This window comes from Streptomyces coacervatus (assembly GCF_029223485.1).
Lineage (GTDB): Bacteria > Actinomycetota > Actinomycetes > Streptomycetales > Streptomycetaceae > Streptomyces > Streptomyces coacervatus.
Genome location: NZ_JARHTP010000001.1, coordinates 192,525 through 206,207, shown reverse-complemented (window position 1 = coordinate 206,207; position 13,683 = coordinate 192,525). Strand labels below are relative to the sequence as shown.

The window sequence follows — 13,683 nt, the reverse complement described above, 5'->3', positions numbered from 1 at the left end:
GAATCCTGGGTGTTCCTTGGGGTCCCATCCGATCACATTCCGGCTCACCGCAGCCGGATTTCAGGCGGCCCGCTCCTGCTCTCCCTCATCGGTGACCGGCACCTGAGGACCGTCCGCCTCCCGCAGCCAGCGGCGCAGTACCCGGTGGACGTGCTCGGCGCCCACGATGTCGCGCCCGTCCTCGACCGGCTCGGAGAGGGCGACCGGGGAGAGCAGGAACGGTCTGCCCTGCGCGCCGCCGAGCCCGCCGTGCGAGCCGATCTGCTCCTCGAAGGCGAGGACCTCGCCGTCGGCCGGGTCATGGAAGGAGTTGACCATGATGTCGGCGGTGTGCGGGAAGGAGTGGGTGCGGCGCACGGCGTCGGCGGCGCCGGGGCCGAATGCCTCCAACGGGCCCGGCCCGTCACCGAGTCGGCCGAGCGGGATCTCGGCGCCGTACGCACCCAGCACGACCCCGCCGTGCTCCTCGCTGCGGACGAGCAGGAAGCCGATGCCGGGATGGTTGGCGAGGGTCGTCAGCAGCGCCGGATGGCGGGCGTCGATCTCCTCCTTGGTCATCCGGTGCGGCACGTCCGGGAAGGAGACCAGGCCGAGGTTGCCGGAGGCCAGCACGAGCGGCTCCGAACGGCGGCGGGAGGGCCGGTGCTGCTCCCCGCCCTCCTCGACGGGCCGGCGCAGCGCCGCGCGCACGGCCGCACGGGCCTCGGCCCCGCTGTGCGTGCGCTGCACCTTGCGGGGCACTGGCAGCCCGCAGCCGGCCCGCACCAGCTCGCCGAGGCCGAGGCCGTAGCGGGCGCGGAAGGTCTCGCCGGGGCTCTGGCCGTGGTCGGACAGGACGACGATCCGGTACGGCCGCGGGGCGTGCTCGGCGACGTTCGCGATCAGCGCGAGGGCGCGGTCGAGGCGTCCGAGGACCTTCTCGGCGTCGCGGCTGGCCGGCCCGGAGTGGTGCGCCACTTCGTCGTACGCCACCAGGTCGGCGTAGACGGCGGTGCGTCCGGCGAGCATGTCGCCCATCACGGCGGCGACGACGACGTCCCGTTCGACGACGGTCGCGAAGGCGCGGACGAAGGGGTAGAGGCCGCCCCGTGCGACGCGCGGGCGCTGCCTGCGGACCCGGGCCCGGGTGGACTCGCCCATTTCGCGGCCGACTTCGGCGACGAAGGACATGGCGGTGCGCACGGCGTTGGCCGGGTCGGAGAAGTAGGCGAAGTAGCCCGCCCGGGAGCGGTTGTCCCGGCCGCGGCGGCGGGTGGCGATGGACAGCACCAGGGCCTGCTCGTCGGCGCCGCCGCTGAAGAGGTTGCCGCGGCTCGCGCCGTCGGCGGTGAGGAGGCCGCCGTCGCCGGTGTGCTCGACGGCGCGGCGCTGGAGTTCGGCGGCACTGGTCGGCCGGTTGCAGACCATCACCTCGCGGCTGTCCTTCTCGTACCAGCGGAACGCCGGGACGTCGTGGTTGCTGCCGTGCAGGATGCCGAGCTGGCTGGCGCCGGTCTGGCTGGACCAGTCGGTGCGCCAGGGGGTGAGCCGGTGGCTGCCCTCCAGCCACCTGGCGACGGTGGGCAGCAGGCCCTTGCCGACCGCGGCCAGGAGTACATCGTGGCCGACGCCGTCGAGTTGCAGGAAGACCGTGCCCGGGGCGGACGGGCTCGGCGGCAGACGTCTGCGGCGGCGGTCGGCGAGGCGGTAGAGCCGCCGCCGGTACGCGTCGTCGTCGCGCACGGCCAGGGCGGCGCCGGTAGCGGAGGCGACGGCGGACATCACGGCGGCCACGACCACGGCCGTCTCGGGAGCCGCCTCGGCGCTGCTGGACGGGTTGAGCCGCAGGGCGACCAGCAGCAGCGACCCGTTCAGGACGAAGACGAGCAGCCCCAGAACCAGCGCCGGCACGAGCAGCAACAGCCGTACGAGCAGCGGCCAGACGAGGGCCGACAGCACACCGAAGGCACCGGCGCCGAACGCGGCGGTGACGGCGATGTGGGTGGCGCTCTCGCCGTTGGCGGACTGGAGCCGGAAGTCGGGCAGGATGCCGGCGAGCACGAGCATGGTGAGAGTGGAGACCGCCCACACGGTGACGCTCCGCCCCATCTGACTGGCGACCCGCCGCCAACGCCCGCCACGCACGCCCGCCCACCTCACGTCCTGGCCCGTCGTCGGTGCGAGCCTGTACTTCAGACTGTCACAAGGGTCCGACAACGGGGTCCGACAACGGGGTCCGTCACCTGAGGACCGGGCGCCTCAGCGCCCGTCGTATCCGGCGGTCGGCATGGACAGGCGCCGATGCACCCGCGCCTTCATCTGGGCGTCGTAGCAGGGCTCCTCGAACCCCACCGTCTCCACCCGCACCCCGCGCCGAGCGCACTCCGCAGTGAACTCCTCGACGGACGACAGCGCGCTCTCCAGCACCCGGCGGCTGGGTGCCACGAACAGATCGATCCCCGGCCGTACGCCGTCCCACAGCACGCAGTGGTCGGCCCGCACTCCCCGCACCAGGAGCTCCCGGCTGACGATGTAGCCCCGCTCGGCGGCCCAGCGGGCGCACATCGCGTGCTGGCTGCGAGAGTCCACCAGGAAGGGATCGGCGTCCAGCTCCTCCAGCGGCGTCAGACTCGCGATCGCCGTGACCCGCACCGGTCCCATGGCGTCCCCCTCACCTCTGGGTTTCGGCGCCGACCATACTCCTGCCCGTAGGCTTCGGGGGAGTCGCGCGAAGGAGGCAAAGGGGTGCCGGTGGAGATCACCTGGTGGGGTCACGCGACCTGCACGGTCGCCGACTCGGACGTGCGCCTGCTCACCGACCCCCTGTTCGCCCAGCGCCTCGCCCATCTCCGCCGCCGTCGCGGCGCGCTGCCGCCGCCCGGCGCCTGGCGCGCGGACGTGGCGCTGGTGTCGCATCTGCACGCCGACCACCTGCACGTTCCGTCGCTGGAGCGGCTAGCCGAGGGCACGCGCCTGCTGGTGCCCCGAGGCGCACCCCGGGCGGTGCCGGGGCTGCGCCGGCTCACCCACCTCAGGGTGAGCGAGGTGGCGCCCGGGGACCGGGTGACGGTCGGCGACGTGGTCGTACGGGCCGTTCCCGCTCGGCACGACGGGCGGCGGCTGCCACTCGGACCGCATCGCTCCCCCGCTCTCGGCTATGTCATCGAGGGCGAGGCGCGCACGTACTTCGCCGGGGACACCGGGCTGTTCGACGCGATGGCGGAGGAGGTCGGGCCGGTCGACGTGGCGCTGCTGCCGGTGGGCGGCTGGGGACCGTACCTCGGCGAGGGGCATCTGGACGCGGGGCGGGCGGCCCGGGCACTGGCCCGGCTGGCGCCGCGCAGTGCGGTGCCGGTGCACTACGGCACGTACTGGCCGATCGGGATGGACGCCGTGCGCCCCCATGAATTCCACGCGCCCGGCGACGAGTTCGTGCGCCTCGCGGCCGAGCACGCGCCGGATGTCGCGGTGCACCGGCTCGGGCACGGGGAGAGCGTGCGCCTGGAGGTCGCGCGGTGACATGGCTTGCCGCTACGGCGAAGATCGTGCCTCCGGAGTCCACCCAGCAGGCGATCGGCTATCCGTCGCTGTTTCTGCTGGTGCTGTTCGGGGCGCTGGTGCCGGTGATTCCTACGGGGGCGCTGGTGAGTTCGGCGGCCGTGGTGGCTTTTCACCAGACGGCGCCGTTCGCGCTGGCGCTGGTGTTCGTGACGGCGTCGCTGGCCGCGTTCCTGGGGGATGCGGCGCTGTACTGGCTGGGGCGCCGGGGGATGCGGTCGAAGAACGGGTCGCGGTGGCTGGAGGCGATTCGGGCGCGGGCGCCGGAGGAGCGGCTTGCGCAGGCGCAGTCGCGACTTGCCGAGCACGGGGTGGCGGTGCTGGTGTTGTCCCGGCTGGTGCCGGCCGGGCGTATTCCGGTGATGTTGGCTTGCCTTGTGGCCAAGTGGCCGTTGCGGCGGTTTGCTCGGGGCAACTTGCCGGCGTGCCTGGCTTGGGCTGCGACGTATCAAGTGATCGGGATTCTGGGTGGTTCGCTGTTCCCGGAGCCTTGGGAAGGTGTGGTGGCGGCGGTTGCTTTGACCGTGGTCATCAGTGTGGTGCCGAGTTTGTGGCGGCGGGTTCGGTCTGCCGGGTGACGGTGCGTTGCGGGGTGCGGGTGCGTGGGGGTTGATCGCGCAGTTCCCCGCGCCCCTTCAGGGCGCTACAGGACCCGGGAGGCTCCAATTGGGAGGTCCCATAGGTCACCGCGGTCCAAGCCTGCCTTCTCCCAGGCCGCACGGACACGCGTGAGCGGTTCCAGGACCGGTTCCGCCGACAGTACGAACGTCGCCCAGTGCATCGGGGCCATTCTGCGTGCGCCCAAGTCCTGGGCGGCCCTTACCGCCTCCTCCGGGTCGCAGTGGACATCGCTGAGCCACCAGCGCGGGTTGTAGGCGCCGATCGGGAGCAGGGCGAGGTCGATGCCGGGGTAGCGCTCGCCGATCCGTGAGAACCAGTGGCCGTATCCCGTGTCGCCCGCGAAGTAGATGCGTCGGCCGTCGGGAGCCGTGAGGATCCAGCCGCCCCACAGCGTGCGGCAGGCGTCGGTGAGGGTGCGCTTGGACCAGTGGTGGGCGGGGACGAAGTCGAGGCGGACGCCGTGCAGTTCGGCCGCCTCCCACCAGTCCAGTTCTGTTACGGCGGTGAAGCGGCGGCGGTGGAACCAGCGGCCGAGCCCGGCCGGGGCGAACACCGGGGTGTCGCGCGGGAGTCGGCGCAGGGTGGGGGCGTCCAGGTGGTCGTAGTGGTTGTGGCTGATGACGACCGCGTCGACGGGCGGCAGGGATTCCCAGGAGACTCCGACCGGGGTGATGCGGGCCGGGGTGCCCAGGATGCGGCGGGACCAGACCGGGTCGGTGAGGATGGTCAGTCCACCGATCCGGACGACCCAACTGGCGTGTCCCGCCCAGGAGACGGCGACGGTGCGGGCGTCGACGCGGGGCAGCGGGGCGGGTTCGAAGGGGAGCCGGGGGATGTCGGCCAGGCCTTCGCGCCCGGGGCGGATGGAGCCCTCGCGGGCGAAGCGGGCCATGGCTTTCAGGCCGGGCAGCGGGGCGGTCAGGCGGTCGTGGAAGGTGCGCGGCCATACCCGGCGCCCGCCCGGCGGGCGGGGTTCGGCGAGCGGCGGAAGGGCGGGCGCGAACCCTGGCCGGGATGCCGCTGCGTCGGCATCCCGGGTGGTCGTACTCGTGCTCGTGGTGGTGGTCGACTCGGACTGCTGCGTCATCGAGGAGGCTCCCATCGCTGAGCGTCGTCGCGGAGATCGTCGAAGACCGACTTCACATGACTCAACGCGCGTTGCACATGTGGCAGTTCCAACGGCGTGGGTGAAGTGAGACATTCCGCGCGTTCCTCGTCCGTACGGCCCAGCAGCGGACCGGTGGACAGACGGACGCGCAGGGCGCCGAGTTCGTCGCCGAAGCGGTGGCCGCCGGGCGCGGGCATGCCGAGCCGGGTGGCGAGGAAGTCCTCCAGTTCCTGTGCGTCGCTCACTCCGTGCGCGGTGAGCGCGGAGCGCAGCGGGCCGAGGTCGGCGTAGAGATGGCGGCCGGCCTGCGGGGGACGGGACAGGGCGCCCGCCGCGACGACCGCCAGGTGCACGGCCGCGGCCACGCGCGCGTGCAGGCGCACGGTGGCCGCCATGCGCACGGTGACCGGCTCCGGCTCACCCAGCGCGTACGCGGCCGGTGCGGCGACCGGGCCGGCGATACGGGCGCCCAGCGCGGTGAGCACGTCGAGCACGCGCGCGTGGAGGTCACGGCCCGTCTCGCCCGCCGGGAAGCGCGCCACCGCGGCCGGCCAGCCGGGCGGCAGCAGCGCGCCCGCCAGGTCGGTGACGACGGTGACATGGTCGGGCAGCATCTCGGCGGGGCTGAGCAGCACGGTGTCGTGCGGGGCGTGCAGGGTGTCGCGCCAGGTCTCGTCGCTGACCAGGTGCAGTCCCTCGCCGGCGGCGGCCTCGACGCACTCGTGCAGGAACTCGGGCGGGGCGACCGTGGCGGTGGGGTCGTCGGCGACCGACAGCACGAGCAGCCGTGGGTCACCGCCCTCGGCGCGCACCCTGCGCACGGTCTCCAGGAGGGCGTACGGATCCGGGACGCCACCGCACTCGGCGGGCGTCGCCACATGGAAGAAGGGTCTGCCCAACAGGCGTGCGTACGGCGCCCACCAGGCCGCGCAGGGCCTCGGCACCAGGACGTCGCCGCCGACCGCGGCGGTCAGCGCGAGCAGCAGGGCGGGGGCGCCGGGGCCGGCGGCCACGCGGTCGGGTCCGGCGGCCAGGCCGCGCCGCTCCCAGTAGCCGCACGCGGCCTCGATCAGCTCGGATCCACCACCGATCGGCTCCCCCTCGGCCCGTACGGCGGCCGCGGCGAGCACGGCGGTGAGTTCGGGCGGCACGGGCAGCCCGTCCCCGGGGAGCGGGGGCCCGTAGCGGACGGGGCCATGGCCTTCCGGGTCCGTCCGCCGCATGCGTACCTCCGCGCAGTCCCTGTGCCGTGTCCGTCGCCGTGCTCCGCGTAACCAGAGTGCCGCTGCCGCAGGGGAGCGCGCTCGGGTTTCGCCGGTCGCACCGCGGGTCAGCGGTACCGGACGGAGCCCCTGAGGCACAGCCGGTAGGTGGCGGCGCCCACCGCACCCGCGATCAGGATGCCGCCGGCGACGAGGGCGGGCACGGAGTCGGTGAAGCTGCCGCCTGCACCGGCCTCCACCCCGTGCTGTATTCCGTTCTGCACTCCGGGCTCCACCCCGTGGTCGACCCCGTGCTCCATCCCGTGCTGTGTTCCGTTCTGCGTGCCGTCCTGCGTCCCCGCGCCGCCGCAGGAGTCGGGGGCCGGCTCGGTGCAGGGCCGGCCTTCGCCGTGGCCGCCGCCACCGCCGCTGTCGCCACCGCCGATGTCGCCGACTCCGACATCACCACCGCCCCCGTCGGTGTAGCCGCCTCCGACATCGCCGCCACGCCCACCGTCGCTGCCGACACCGACGTCACCGTGCCCGCCACCGCCGCCGCTGTCACCACGCCCACCGCCATCACCACCGTCGCCGCTCACGTGGAACGGGGCGCTCCACGCCTTGCCCTGTCCGCCGGGCGCCGCCGCGCAGGTGGCGTCGACGGTGGCGGGCGGCGGGCCGCCGGTGGATCCGCAGGCGACCGAGACGGTGACGCTGCCGCCCGGGGAGACGGTGCTCGGCCCGACCCCCGCGGCAGAGTCCGCGTAGGCGGCGCCGGCGAAGCCGAGCGTGGCACCTGCCAGGGCCGCGACGGACAGAACGCTGGTGGTGCGAGGCATGGGGAGGGCTCCTTCGACGGGCGACTTCTCGGGAGCACGGACTCGTGCCCCGTAGCCCATCACAGCCCGCCCGTCGGCCAGGCGCGCGCGGCCGAGCCCCATTCGCGCTACAGGGACGGCCGAGCGGGTGACAGGGCCCGTACCTCGGCCTCGGTTCACGGACGTCAGTTCATGAGCGCGGCCAGGTCCCTCTCCAGCCCCCTCCCCCGCCGCTCGACCACGGCCGCCGCCACGTCCGACAGCTTGCGGCTGCCGCCCTGCGAGATACGGCGCAGCACGCCGAACGCGGCGTCCCAGGCCGCGGCGAGGGCGACCGCAGTCTCACCATCCGCCTCCAGCAGCAGCCGTCCGTCCCGGTGCACGCCACGCCGGCGGCGGTACGCCCGAGCGGCGAGCCGCGCACGACGGTCCTGGTGGTCCTCCAGCTGGGGGCACCTCCCACGCCCTTGAGGCAGTGGGGGAGCGCTGAGCGCCCCGCCACGCCGCCAGACCCGCCGAGGCGCCGGCTCCCGCTCCTCGCCGAGGCCACCCGGCACGCGGCCGTGCCGGACCTCCTGGACGCGATGACCACGGCCCCGCCGGCCCCGGACGCCTTCGGCCGGACCGCGACGGGCGCCCCGGCACCCCCGGCACCCCGTCCTCGTAGAGGCGAATGTCACCTCACTGCTGTGCCTGCCCCTGAAGGACAGGGGCGCGGTGCGCGGGGTGCTCACGCTCTTCCGTTGCGGGCCCCGCCAGGCGTTCTCGATGGCGGAGGCGCAGGCGCAGGCGCAGGCGCAGGCGCAGGCGATGGACATGATGTCGCGCCATCTGGCGCCGGCTATGCGGCCTCGCGCATGATCTGGTCGCGCATCCGCATGCAGCACCGGCTGATCAGCCGCGACACATGCATCTGGGAGATCCCGAGCTGCTCGGCGATCCGGCTCTGCGTCATGTCGCCGAAGAACCGCATGTACAGGATGGCCCGCTCCCGCTCGGGCAGCGCGGCCAGCCGGGGCTTGACGGCCTCGCGGTCCACGACCGTGTCCAGCGCGGGGTCGGGCGAGCCGAGGGCGTCGCTGAGGGAGTAGCCGTCCTCGCTGCCGGGCAGTTGGGCGTCGAGCGAGAGCGCGGTGAAGCTCTCCAGCGCCTCCAGTCCGACCAGGACGTCCTCCTCGCTCATCTTGGCGTACTCGGCGATCTCCGCCACGGTCGGCCTGCGGCCCGGGATGGTCTGGGAGAGGTCCTGGGCGGCGAACCGGACGCGGTTGCGCAGGTCCTGGACCCGGCGGGGTACGTGCAGGGTCCACATGTGGTCGCGGAAGTGCCGTTTGATCTCGCCGGTGATGGTGGGCACGGCGTAGCTCTCGAAGGCGTTGCCGCGTGCGGGGTCGTACCGGTCGACGGCCTTGACCAGGCCGAGGGCGGCGACCTGCCGCAGGTCCTCGAAGCTCTCGCCACGGCTGCGGAAGCGTCCCGCGAGGCGTTCCGCCATCGGCAGCCAGGCCTCGACGACCTGCTCGCGCAGCGTGTCGCGCTGCTGGCCCGCGGGCAGCGCGACGAGTGTGCGGAAGGCCTCGGCGGTGTCGGGGGCGTCGTCGTGCGGGTGGTGCTTCGCGCTCGCTTTGGTGGGCATGGTGCGTCGCAACTCCCTTGAAGGTGCTCTGGGGTGGACGGTCACCGTGGGGGTGCGGCCGCTCGATCGGGACAGGCGCGGCCGGGGCGGCTCGGGGCCGCTCCCACGGTCGTGCCTCCTGTCCGAAGCACTGAAACTGCGCCTGCCCCGGGCTCTCCGCCACAAACACCCGCGCATGATTTCGGGAGCCCACCGGGTGATCTCCCCGGCTCGGAAACGCCGTTGATCGGCAGGTCACCGGCGCATAGGTTCCGTGAACATGACGAACGTACGGATCGGTGTGATGTACGACCGCGACTGGGCACCGGAAGAGCTGCCCGGGTTCGCGCGGCGGGCCGAGTCGCTCGGGGTGGACGACCTGTGGGTGGTCGAGGACCTGGGGTGGAACGGCGGAGTGTCGGCGGCGGCCGTGGCACTGGGAGCCACGGAACGCATCCGGGTGGGCATCGGCATCGCCCCCGCCCCGCTGCGCAGCCCGGCGCTGCTGGCGATGGAACTGGCCACGCTGGCAAGGGTGTTCCCGGGGCGGCTGGTGGCCGGGATCGGGCACGGTGTGCGGGAGTGGATGGCCCAGGTGGGCGTCGCGCCGCGCTCGCCGCTGGCCCTGCTGGAGGAGACGATCGCCTCGGTGCGTGCACTGCTGCGCGGCGAGCGGGTGGAGCTGGCGGGACGCGAAGTCCGCCTGGACGGCGTCCGGTTGGTGCATCCGCCGGCCGAGGTGCCGCCGGTGGTCGCGGGTGTCGTACGCCCCCGCTCGCTCGAACTGTCCGGCCGGGTCGCGGACGGCACCGTGATCACCGAGGGCCACGGCCCCGGCGACCTGGCGAACAGCCGCGCGCTGACCGCCAAGGGCGGCGCCGCGCCCGACCACACCCTGACCGTGTTCGCCTTCGCCTCCGTCGGTGACGATCCGGGCGAGGTGGCCCGCGCCCTGCAGCCGCACATCGAGGGTCACGCCGCCTGGCTCGGCCGTCCGCAGGACGAGGTGTTCACCGTCTCGGGATCTGCCGCGCAGGCCGCCGAACGGATCGGCGACCTTGCGGCGGCCGGCGCGGACACGGTCGTCCTGCGGTTCGCGGGCGCGGAGTCGCTGCGGCAGCTGGAGGCCGTGCTGGGGGCGGTCGGGCGGCGGGGCTGAGGATCAGCGGGGAGAAGGGTGACGGCGTCGCTTCCGGCGCGAGTGCCTGGCCGGGTTCGTTCCTGAAGCAACGGCTCGGACCGGGCGCTGCGGGTTGTGCAGGACCGGGAGTGGCACTGTCGCGCCGAGTGGGTCGGCCGGGGCGTCATCGCTCGGGTCGGCCTTCTTCATGGGCAGCAGTAGCTCCTCGTAACGGCCCAGTGCGAGCACCATGCCGAGCATGAGAAGCGGGATGATCACCGCGAGCAGTGCCATGGCCGTTTCCTCCCCGAAGATGTGCGTGGGGGGCGCGTGTCGGGTTCCCGTCTTTCGGGACGCAAACCCTGTGTCGGTCTCAGATCTTCGGGTACGCGGTGTCCACCCCCGAGGATCTGGAGGGCGTCATGCAGCGAGGCAGTGACCGGCTGAGTGTCCACCGCGACGAGGAGATGAAGCACGAACTTCAGGGGCTGCTCCGGTCCGGGCACCCCACGCGGACCGAGGAATGGCACGACCCGGAGCCGACCGCCGAGGACGATCCGGAGGTCGCGGGCGGCCCGATCACACCAGGACGCTCCCGCGCGTCCCTGGCCGCCATCCGCACGGAACTGGCCCGGCACCTGAGCCGCCACGCGTTCCCCGCAGGCCCCCGCGAACTCGCCCGCGCCCTGCGCCGGGCGTACGCGCCCGATGCCCTGATCGACCCCGTGGAGCGACTGCCCCGCGCGGCGCGCTACACCACGGCCCAGGAACTGGCGGAGGCGCTCGTCGGGGCCGGGCGGCAGCGACGGGCATAGACCGCGCAGGGCGGCACCCTGCGGCGGGATTCAGGTGCGGGGCGTCGCGGACTCCCCGCACCGGCGTTCCCGGGCGCCTTCGCGGGTACGGCCCGCGGCCACCATGCGCCGCGGATTGCGGCGCAGATACTCGCCCTCCAGCTGGGCCATACGATCGTTGTGGGCCCGCAGCGCGTCGGTCGAGCCGTAGAGCAGTGTGTCGTGGCGCGTGCGGTGGATCGTCTCCAGCTCCTTCATGAGCTGCTGGTCGTCCAGCCGGCTGGGGTCGACTCCGGTCATGGTGGTACCCCGCTCGTCGTATTCGTCCATGCGGTCCGGGTACCCGCCCGGTGGGCACAGTCCCAAGGGGCATCCCGGGGGAGCCATGGATCTCGCCTTCCTGCCTCCACTCTACGAACATCCCGGGCCCCGGGCCCTGCTTTCCACCGCCGGTCGGCCCATTCAGCCCGTCCGGCCGCCCGCTACCGCACTCGCTCCACACGCCGCTCGTCCCACACCGGCTCGGCGGTCTCACGCACCCGGCCGTCGCTGCCGAAGACCAGATAGCGGTCGAACGAGCGCGCGAACCAGCGGTCGTGCGTCACCGCGAGCACCGTGCCGTCGAAGGCCTCCAGGCCCTCCTGGAGTGCCTCGGCGGACTCCAGGTCGAGGTTGTCGGTCGGCTCGTCGAGGAGCAGGGCCGTGACGCCCTCCAGCTCCAGCAGGAGGATCTGGAAGCGGGCCTGCTGACCGCCGGAGAGTCGGTCGAAGGTCTGTTCGGCCTGGTTGGTGAGCTCGTAGCGGCGCAGGCGGGACATCGCCGCGCCCCGGTCCTGGGAGTGTTCCTGCCAGAGGATGTCCAGCAGCTTGCGGCCCTGGAGCTCGGGGTGGGCGTGCGTCTGCGCGAAGTGCCCGGGCACGACCCGCGCGCCCAGCTTCCACTCCCCCGTGTGCGCCACCTCGTCGCCGGCCAGCAGCCGCAGGAAGTGCGACTTGCCGGAGCCGTTGGAGCCGAGGACGGCGACCCGTTCGCCGTAGAAGACCTCCAGGTCGAAGGGTTTCATCAGGCCGGTGAGCTCAAGTCCCTTGCAGGTGACGGCCCTTATGCCGGTGCGGCCGCCCTTGAGGCGCATCGTGATGTCCTGCTCGCGCGGCGGCTCGGGGGGCGGGCCCGCCTCCTCGAACTTGCGCAGCCGGGTCTGCGCGGCCTGGTAGCGGGACGCCAACTCATGGCTGATGGAGGCGGCCTGACGGAGGTTCAGGACGAGCTTCTTCAGCTGGGCGTGCTTCTCGTCCCAGCGCCTGCGCAACTCCTCGAAACGGGCGAAGCGTTCGCGCCGGGCGTCGTGGTACGTGGCGAAGCCGCCGCCGTGCACCCAGGCGTCGGCCCCGGCCGGAGAGGGCTCCACCGACACGATCTTCTCCGCGGCGCGGGCGAGGAGTTCGCGGTCGTGGGAGACGAAGAGGACCGTCTTGCGGGTCTCCTTCAGCCGCTCCTCCAGCCAGCGCTTGCCGGGCACGTCGAGGTAGTTGTCCGGCTCGTCGAGCAGCAGCACCTCGTCGGTGCCGCGCAGCAGAGCCTCCAGCACCAGCCGCTTCTGCTCACCGCCGGACAGCGTGCGCACCTGCCGGAACTGCGCCTTCTCGTACGGCACCCCGAGCGCGGCCGTGGTGCACATGTCCCACAGCGTCTCCGCCTCGTAGCCGCGCGCCTCGGCCCAGTCGGCGAGGGCCTGCGCGTACTGCAGCTGGGCCGCCTCGTCGTCGACGGTCATGATGCCGTGCTCGGCCTTGTCGACGGCCTGCGCGGCCTCGCGGATCCGGGGCGGCGCGACCGACACCAGCAGGTCCCGTACGGTCGTCTCGTCCCGTACGGACCCCACGAACTGGCGCATCACGCCGAGGCCGCCACTGACGGTGACCGAGCCGCCGTGCGGTTTCAGCTCGCCGGAGATCAGCCGCAGCAGCGTCGTCTTGCCCGCGCCGTTGGGCCCGACGAGGGCCACGACGGCCCCTTCGCCCACCCGGAAGGACACATCGCCGAGCAGCGCCCTCCCGTCGGGGAGGTAGTACTCGAGGTGCGCGGCTTCCAGATGTCCCATGAGGAGGCATTCTGCGGGCCGCGGCGGGGGTCGGGCAAACGCTTATGCGGTTTCGCCGAGGGGGCGCCCCGCAGGTCCGCCCTCGCCGGCCGGGGCCACCATGGCGCCCTCCCACGACAGGGCCTTCCAGCCGTCGGCGGGCGAGCCCTCCAGGATCACCACGCCCGTGTTGGCGAGAGGGCGGGCGGCGGCGAAGGGGACGTCGACGTTGTCGGCGCGGGCCGCCGTCCACATGCGGATCGCCGCGCCATGGCTGACCATGGCGACCGTCCCGGCGCCGCTGCCGGCGGCCTCCGCGATCACGGCGTCGTAGCGGGCGAGCGCTTCGGCGCCGCTCTCGCCGCCGGGCATCCTGAGGTCCGTGTCCCCGGCCGCCCAGGCGAACACCGTCTTCATGTAGAGCGCGCCGTGCTCCGAGTCACCGGGCAGCATCTCCAGGTCGCCCGCGGTGAGCTCGCGGATGCCGTCCCGGACCAGGACGCCGAGGCCGCGGGCGGCGGCGAGCGGGGCGGCGGTGAGCTGCGTACGCACCATGGTGGAGACGTACAGGGCCTCGATGTCCTCGCCGGCGAGCGCCTCGGGGAGGGCGGCCGCCTGCTGCTCGCCGAGTGCGGTCAGGCCCGGTCCCGGGATGGCGGTGTCGAGCAGCGAGTCGACGTTCGAGGGGGTCTGACCGTGGCGTATGAGGAGCAGACGCATGCAGGGATCCTCCGGGTGTCGAATTGCTGCCGCCGGTGCTGCCCGCCGGACAAGAAACGGGCACTTC

General features: G+C 73.3%; 16 protein-coding genes. 5 read left to right on the top strand and 11 right to left on the bottom strand.

What is annotated here, in order from left to right:
* Positions 1–60: 60 nt before the first annotated feature.
* Both P2Q00_RS00980 and P2Q00_RS00975 read right to left on the bottom strand, forming a co-directional pair.
* Entirely contained in the window at positions 61–2,088 is a 2,028-nt protein-coding gene (locus P2Q00_RS00980; protein WP_275769441.1) for a phage holin family protein, read from the bottom strand.
* A 150-nt stretch (positions 2,089–2,238) separates the two neighbouring features.
* The gene (locus tag P2Q00_RS00975) at positions 2,239–2,640 is read right to left on the bottom strand and encodes a hypothetical protein (protein WP_275768530.1); all 402 of its coding nucleotides are present in this window, start codon (positions 2,638–2,640) and stop codon (positions 2,239–2,241) included.
* Between the two features lie 84 nt (positions 2,641–2,724).
* On the opposite strand from P2Q00_RS00975, the gene P2Q00_RS00970 reads away from it, so the two are divergent.
* The gene (locus tag P2Q00_RS00970; protein WP_275768528.1) at positions 2,725–3,498 is read left to right on the top strand and encodes an MBL fold metallo-hydrolase; all 774 of its coding nucleotides are present in this window, start codon (positions 2,725–2,727) and stop codon (positions 3,496–3,498) included.
* Entirely contained in the window at positions 3,495–4,115 is a 621-nt protein-coding gene (locus P2Q00_RS00965) for a DedA family protein (RefSeq protein ID WP_275768526.1), read from the top strand. Before P2Q00_RS00970 ends, P2Q00_RS00965 begins: the two co-directional genes overlap by 4 nt.
* 65 nt (positions 4,116–4,180) lie before the next feature.
* On the opposite strand, the gene P2Q00_RS00960 is transcribed toward P2Q00_RS00965, so the two are convergent.
* The 4 genes from P2Q00_RS00960 to P2Q00_RS00945 form a co-directional block, all read right to left on the bottom strand.
* The gene (locus P2Q00_RS00960) at positions 4,181–5,245 is read right to left on the bottom strand and encodes an MBL fold metallo-hydrolase (protein ID WP_275768525.1); all 1,065 of its coding nucleotides are present in this window, start codon (positions 5,243–5,245) and stop codon (positions 4,181–4,183) included.
* Positions 5,242–6,489 carry an aminotransferase class I/II-fold pyridoxal phosphate-dependent enzyme gene (locus P2Q00_RS00955; RefSeq protein WP_275768524.1) on the bottom strand — a complete coding sequence of 416 codons (1,248 nt, stop codon included), beginning with the start codon at positions 6,487–6,489 and terminating at the stop codon, positions 5,242–5,244. The genes P2Q00_RS00960 and P2Q00_RS00955 overlap by 4 nt, the downstream gene beginning before the upstream one ends.
* Before the next feature lie 107 nt (positions 6,490–6,596).
* The gene (locus P2Q00_RS00950; protein WP_275768523.1) at positions 6,597–7,307 is read right to left on the bottom strand and encodes a hypothetical protein; all 711 of its coding nucleotides are present in this window, start codon (positions 7,305–7,307) and stop codon (positions 6,597–6,599) included.
* Between the two features lie 164 nt (positions 7,308–7,471).
* Positions 7,472–7,843 (bottom strand): hypothetical protein, encoded by a 372-nt coding sequence (locus P2Q00_RS00945; protein WP_275768522.1) that lies wholly within the window; start codon positions 7,841–7,843, stop codon positions 7,472–7,474.
* 127 nt (positions 7,844–7,970) lie between these two features.
* Here P2Q00_RS00945 and P2Q00_RS00940 point away from each other — a divergent pair, with 127 nt between their 5' ends.
* A complete protein-coding gene (locus tag P2Q00_RS00940; RefSeq protein WP_338059290.1) occupies positions 7,971–8,147 on the top strand; it encodes a hypothetical protein in 177 nt (58 codons plus the stop codon).
* Here the strand turns inward: P2Q00_RS00940 and P2Q00_RS00935 are convergent.
* A complete protein-coding gene (locus P2Q00_RS00935; RefSeq protein WP_275768521.1) occupies positions 8,128–8,922 on the bottom strand; it encodes an RNA polymerase sigma factor SigF in 795 nt (264 codons plus the stop codon). The genes P2Q00_RS00940 and P2Q00_RS00935 overlap by 20 nt on opposite strands.
* A 259-nt stretch (positions 8,923–9,181) precedes the next feature.
* Between P2Q00_RS00935 and P2Q00_RS00930 the strand changes: the two genes are divergently transcribed.
* Complete coding sequence (locus P2Q00_RS00930) at positions 9,182–10,060, top strand: LLM class flavin-dependent oxidoreductase (RefSeq protein WP_275768519.1); 879 nt, start codon at positions 9,182–9,184, stop codon at positions 10,058–10,060.
* Between the two features lie 3 nt (positions 10,061–10,063).
* On the opposite strand, the gene P2Q00_RS00925 is transcribed toward P2Q00_RS00930, so the two are convergent.
* The gene (locus tag P2Q00_RS00925) at positions 10,064–10,315 is read right to left on the bottom strand and encodes a hypothetical protein (protein ID WP_275768518.1); all 252 of its coding nucleotides are present in this window, start codon (positions 10,313–10,315) and stop codon (positions 10,064–10,066) included.
* 128 nt (positions 10,316–10,443) lie between these two features.
* Here P2Q00_RS00925 and P2Q00_RS00920 point away from each other — a divergent pair, with 128 nt between their 5' ends.
* Positions 10,444–10,836 (top strand): DUF2795 domain-containing protein, encoded by a 393-nt coding sequence (locus P2Q00_RS00920; RefSeq protein ID WP_275768516.1) that lies wholly within the window; start codon positions 10,444–10,446, stop codon positions 10,834–10,836.
* 30 nt (positions 10,837–10,866) lie between these two features.
* On the opposite strand, the gene P2Q00_RS00915 is transcribed toward P2Q00_RS00920, so the two are convergent.
* The 3 genes from P2Q00_RS00915 to P2Q00_RS00905 all read right to left on the bottom strand — a co-directional run bounded on the left by P2Q00_RS00915 (position 10,867) and on the right by P2Q00_RS00905 (position 13,616).
* Entirely contained in the window at positions 10,867–11,145 is a 279-nt protein-coding gene (locus P2Q00_RS00915; RefSeq protein WP_275768514.1) for a DUF6158 family protein, read from the bottom strand.
* 152 nt (positions 11,146–11,297) lie between these two features.
* Positions 11,298–12,917, bottom strand: coding sequence for an ABC-F family ATP-binding cassette domain-containing protein (locus tag P2Q00_RS00910; protein ID WP_275768513.1), 1,620 nt, complete (start codon positions 12,915–12,917; stop codon positions 11,298–11,300).
* Positions 12,918–12,959: 42 nt separating this feature from the next.
* Positions 12,960–13,616, bottom strand: a complete 657-nt coding sequence (locus P2Q00_RS00905) for a histidine phosphatase family protein (RefSeq protein ID WP_275768512.1) — start codon at positions 13,614–13,616, stop codon at positions 12,960–12,962.
* Positions 13,617–13,683 lie beyond the last annotated feature (67 nt).

Excerpts from the sequence above, each read along its gene's own strand:
- P2Q00_RS00960 (WP_275768525.1), bottom strand. The coding sequence starts at position 5,245 with ATGACGCAGCAGTCCGAGTCGACCACCACCACGAGCACGAGTACGACC.
- P2Q00_RS00955 (WP_275768524.1), bottom strand. The coding sequence starts at position 6,489 with ATGCGGCGGACGGACCCGGAAGGCCATGGCCCCGTCCGCTACGGGCCC.
- P2Q00_RS00935 (WP_275768521.1), bottom strand. The coding sequence starts at position 8,922 with ATGCCCACCAAAGCGAGCGCGAAGCACCACCCGCACGACGACGCCCCC.
- P2Q00_RS00980 (WP_275769441.1), bottom strand. The coding sequence starts at position 2,088 with ATGGGGCGGAGCGTCACCGTGTGGGCGGTCTCCACTCTCACCATGCTC.
- P2Q00_RS00905 (WP_275768512.1), bottom strand. The coding sequence starts at position 13,616 with ATGCGTCTGCTCCTCATACGCCACGGTCAGACCCCCTCGAACGTCGAC.
- P2Q00_RS00925 (WP_275768518.1), bottom strand. The coding sequence starts at position 10,315 with ATGGCACTGCTCGCGGTGATCATCCCGCTTCTCATGCTCGGCATGGTG.
- P2Q00_RS00930 (WP_275768519.1), top strand. The coding sequence starts at position 9,182 with ATGACGAACGTACGGATCGGTGTGATGTACGACCGCGACTGGGCACCG.
- P2Q00_RS00975 (WP_275768530.1), bottom strand. The coding sequence starts at position 2,640 with ATGGGACCGGTGCGGGTCACGGCGATCGCGAGTCTGACGCCGCTGGAG.
- P2Q00_RS00910 (WP_275768513.1), bottom strand. The coding sequence starts at position 12,917 with ATGGGACATCTGGAAGCCGCGCACCTCGAGTACTACCTCCCCGACGGG.
- P2Q00_RS00950 (WP_275768523.1), bottom strand. The coding sequence starts at position 7,307 with ATGCCTCGCACCACCAGCGTTCTGTCCGTCGCGGCCCTGGCAGGTGCC.
- P2Q00_RS00920 (WP_275768516.1), top strand. The coding sequence starts at position 10,444 with ATGCAGCGAGGCAGTGACCGGCTGAGTGTCCACCGCGACGAGGAGATG.
- P2Q00_RS00915 (WP_275768514.1), bottom strand. The coding sequence starts at position 11,145 with ATGGACGAATACGACGAGCGGGGTACCACCATGACCGGAGTCGACCCC.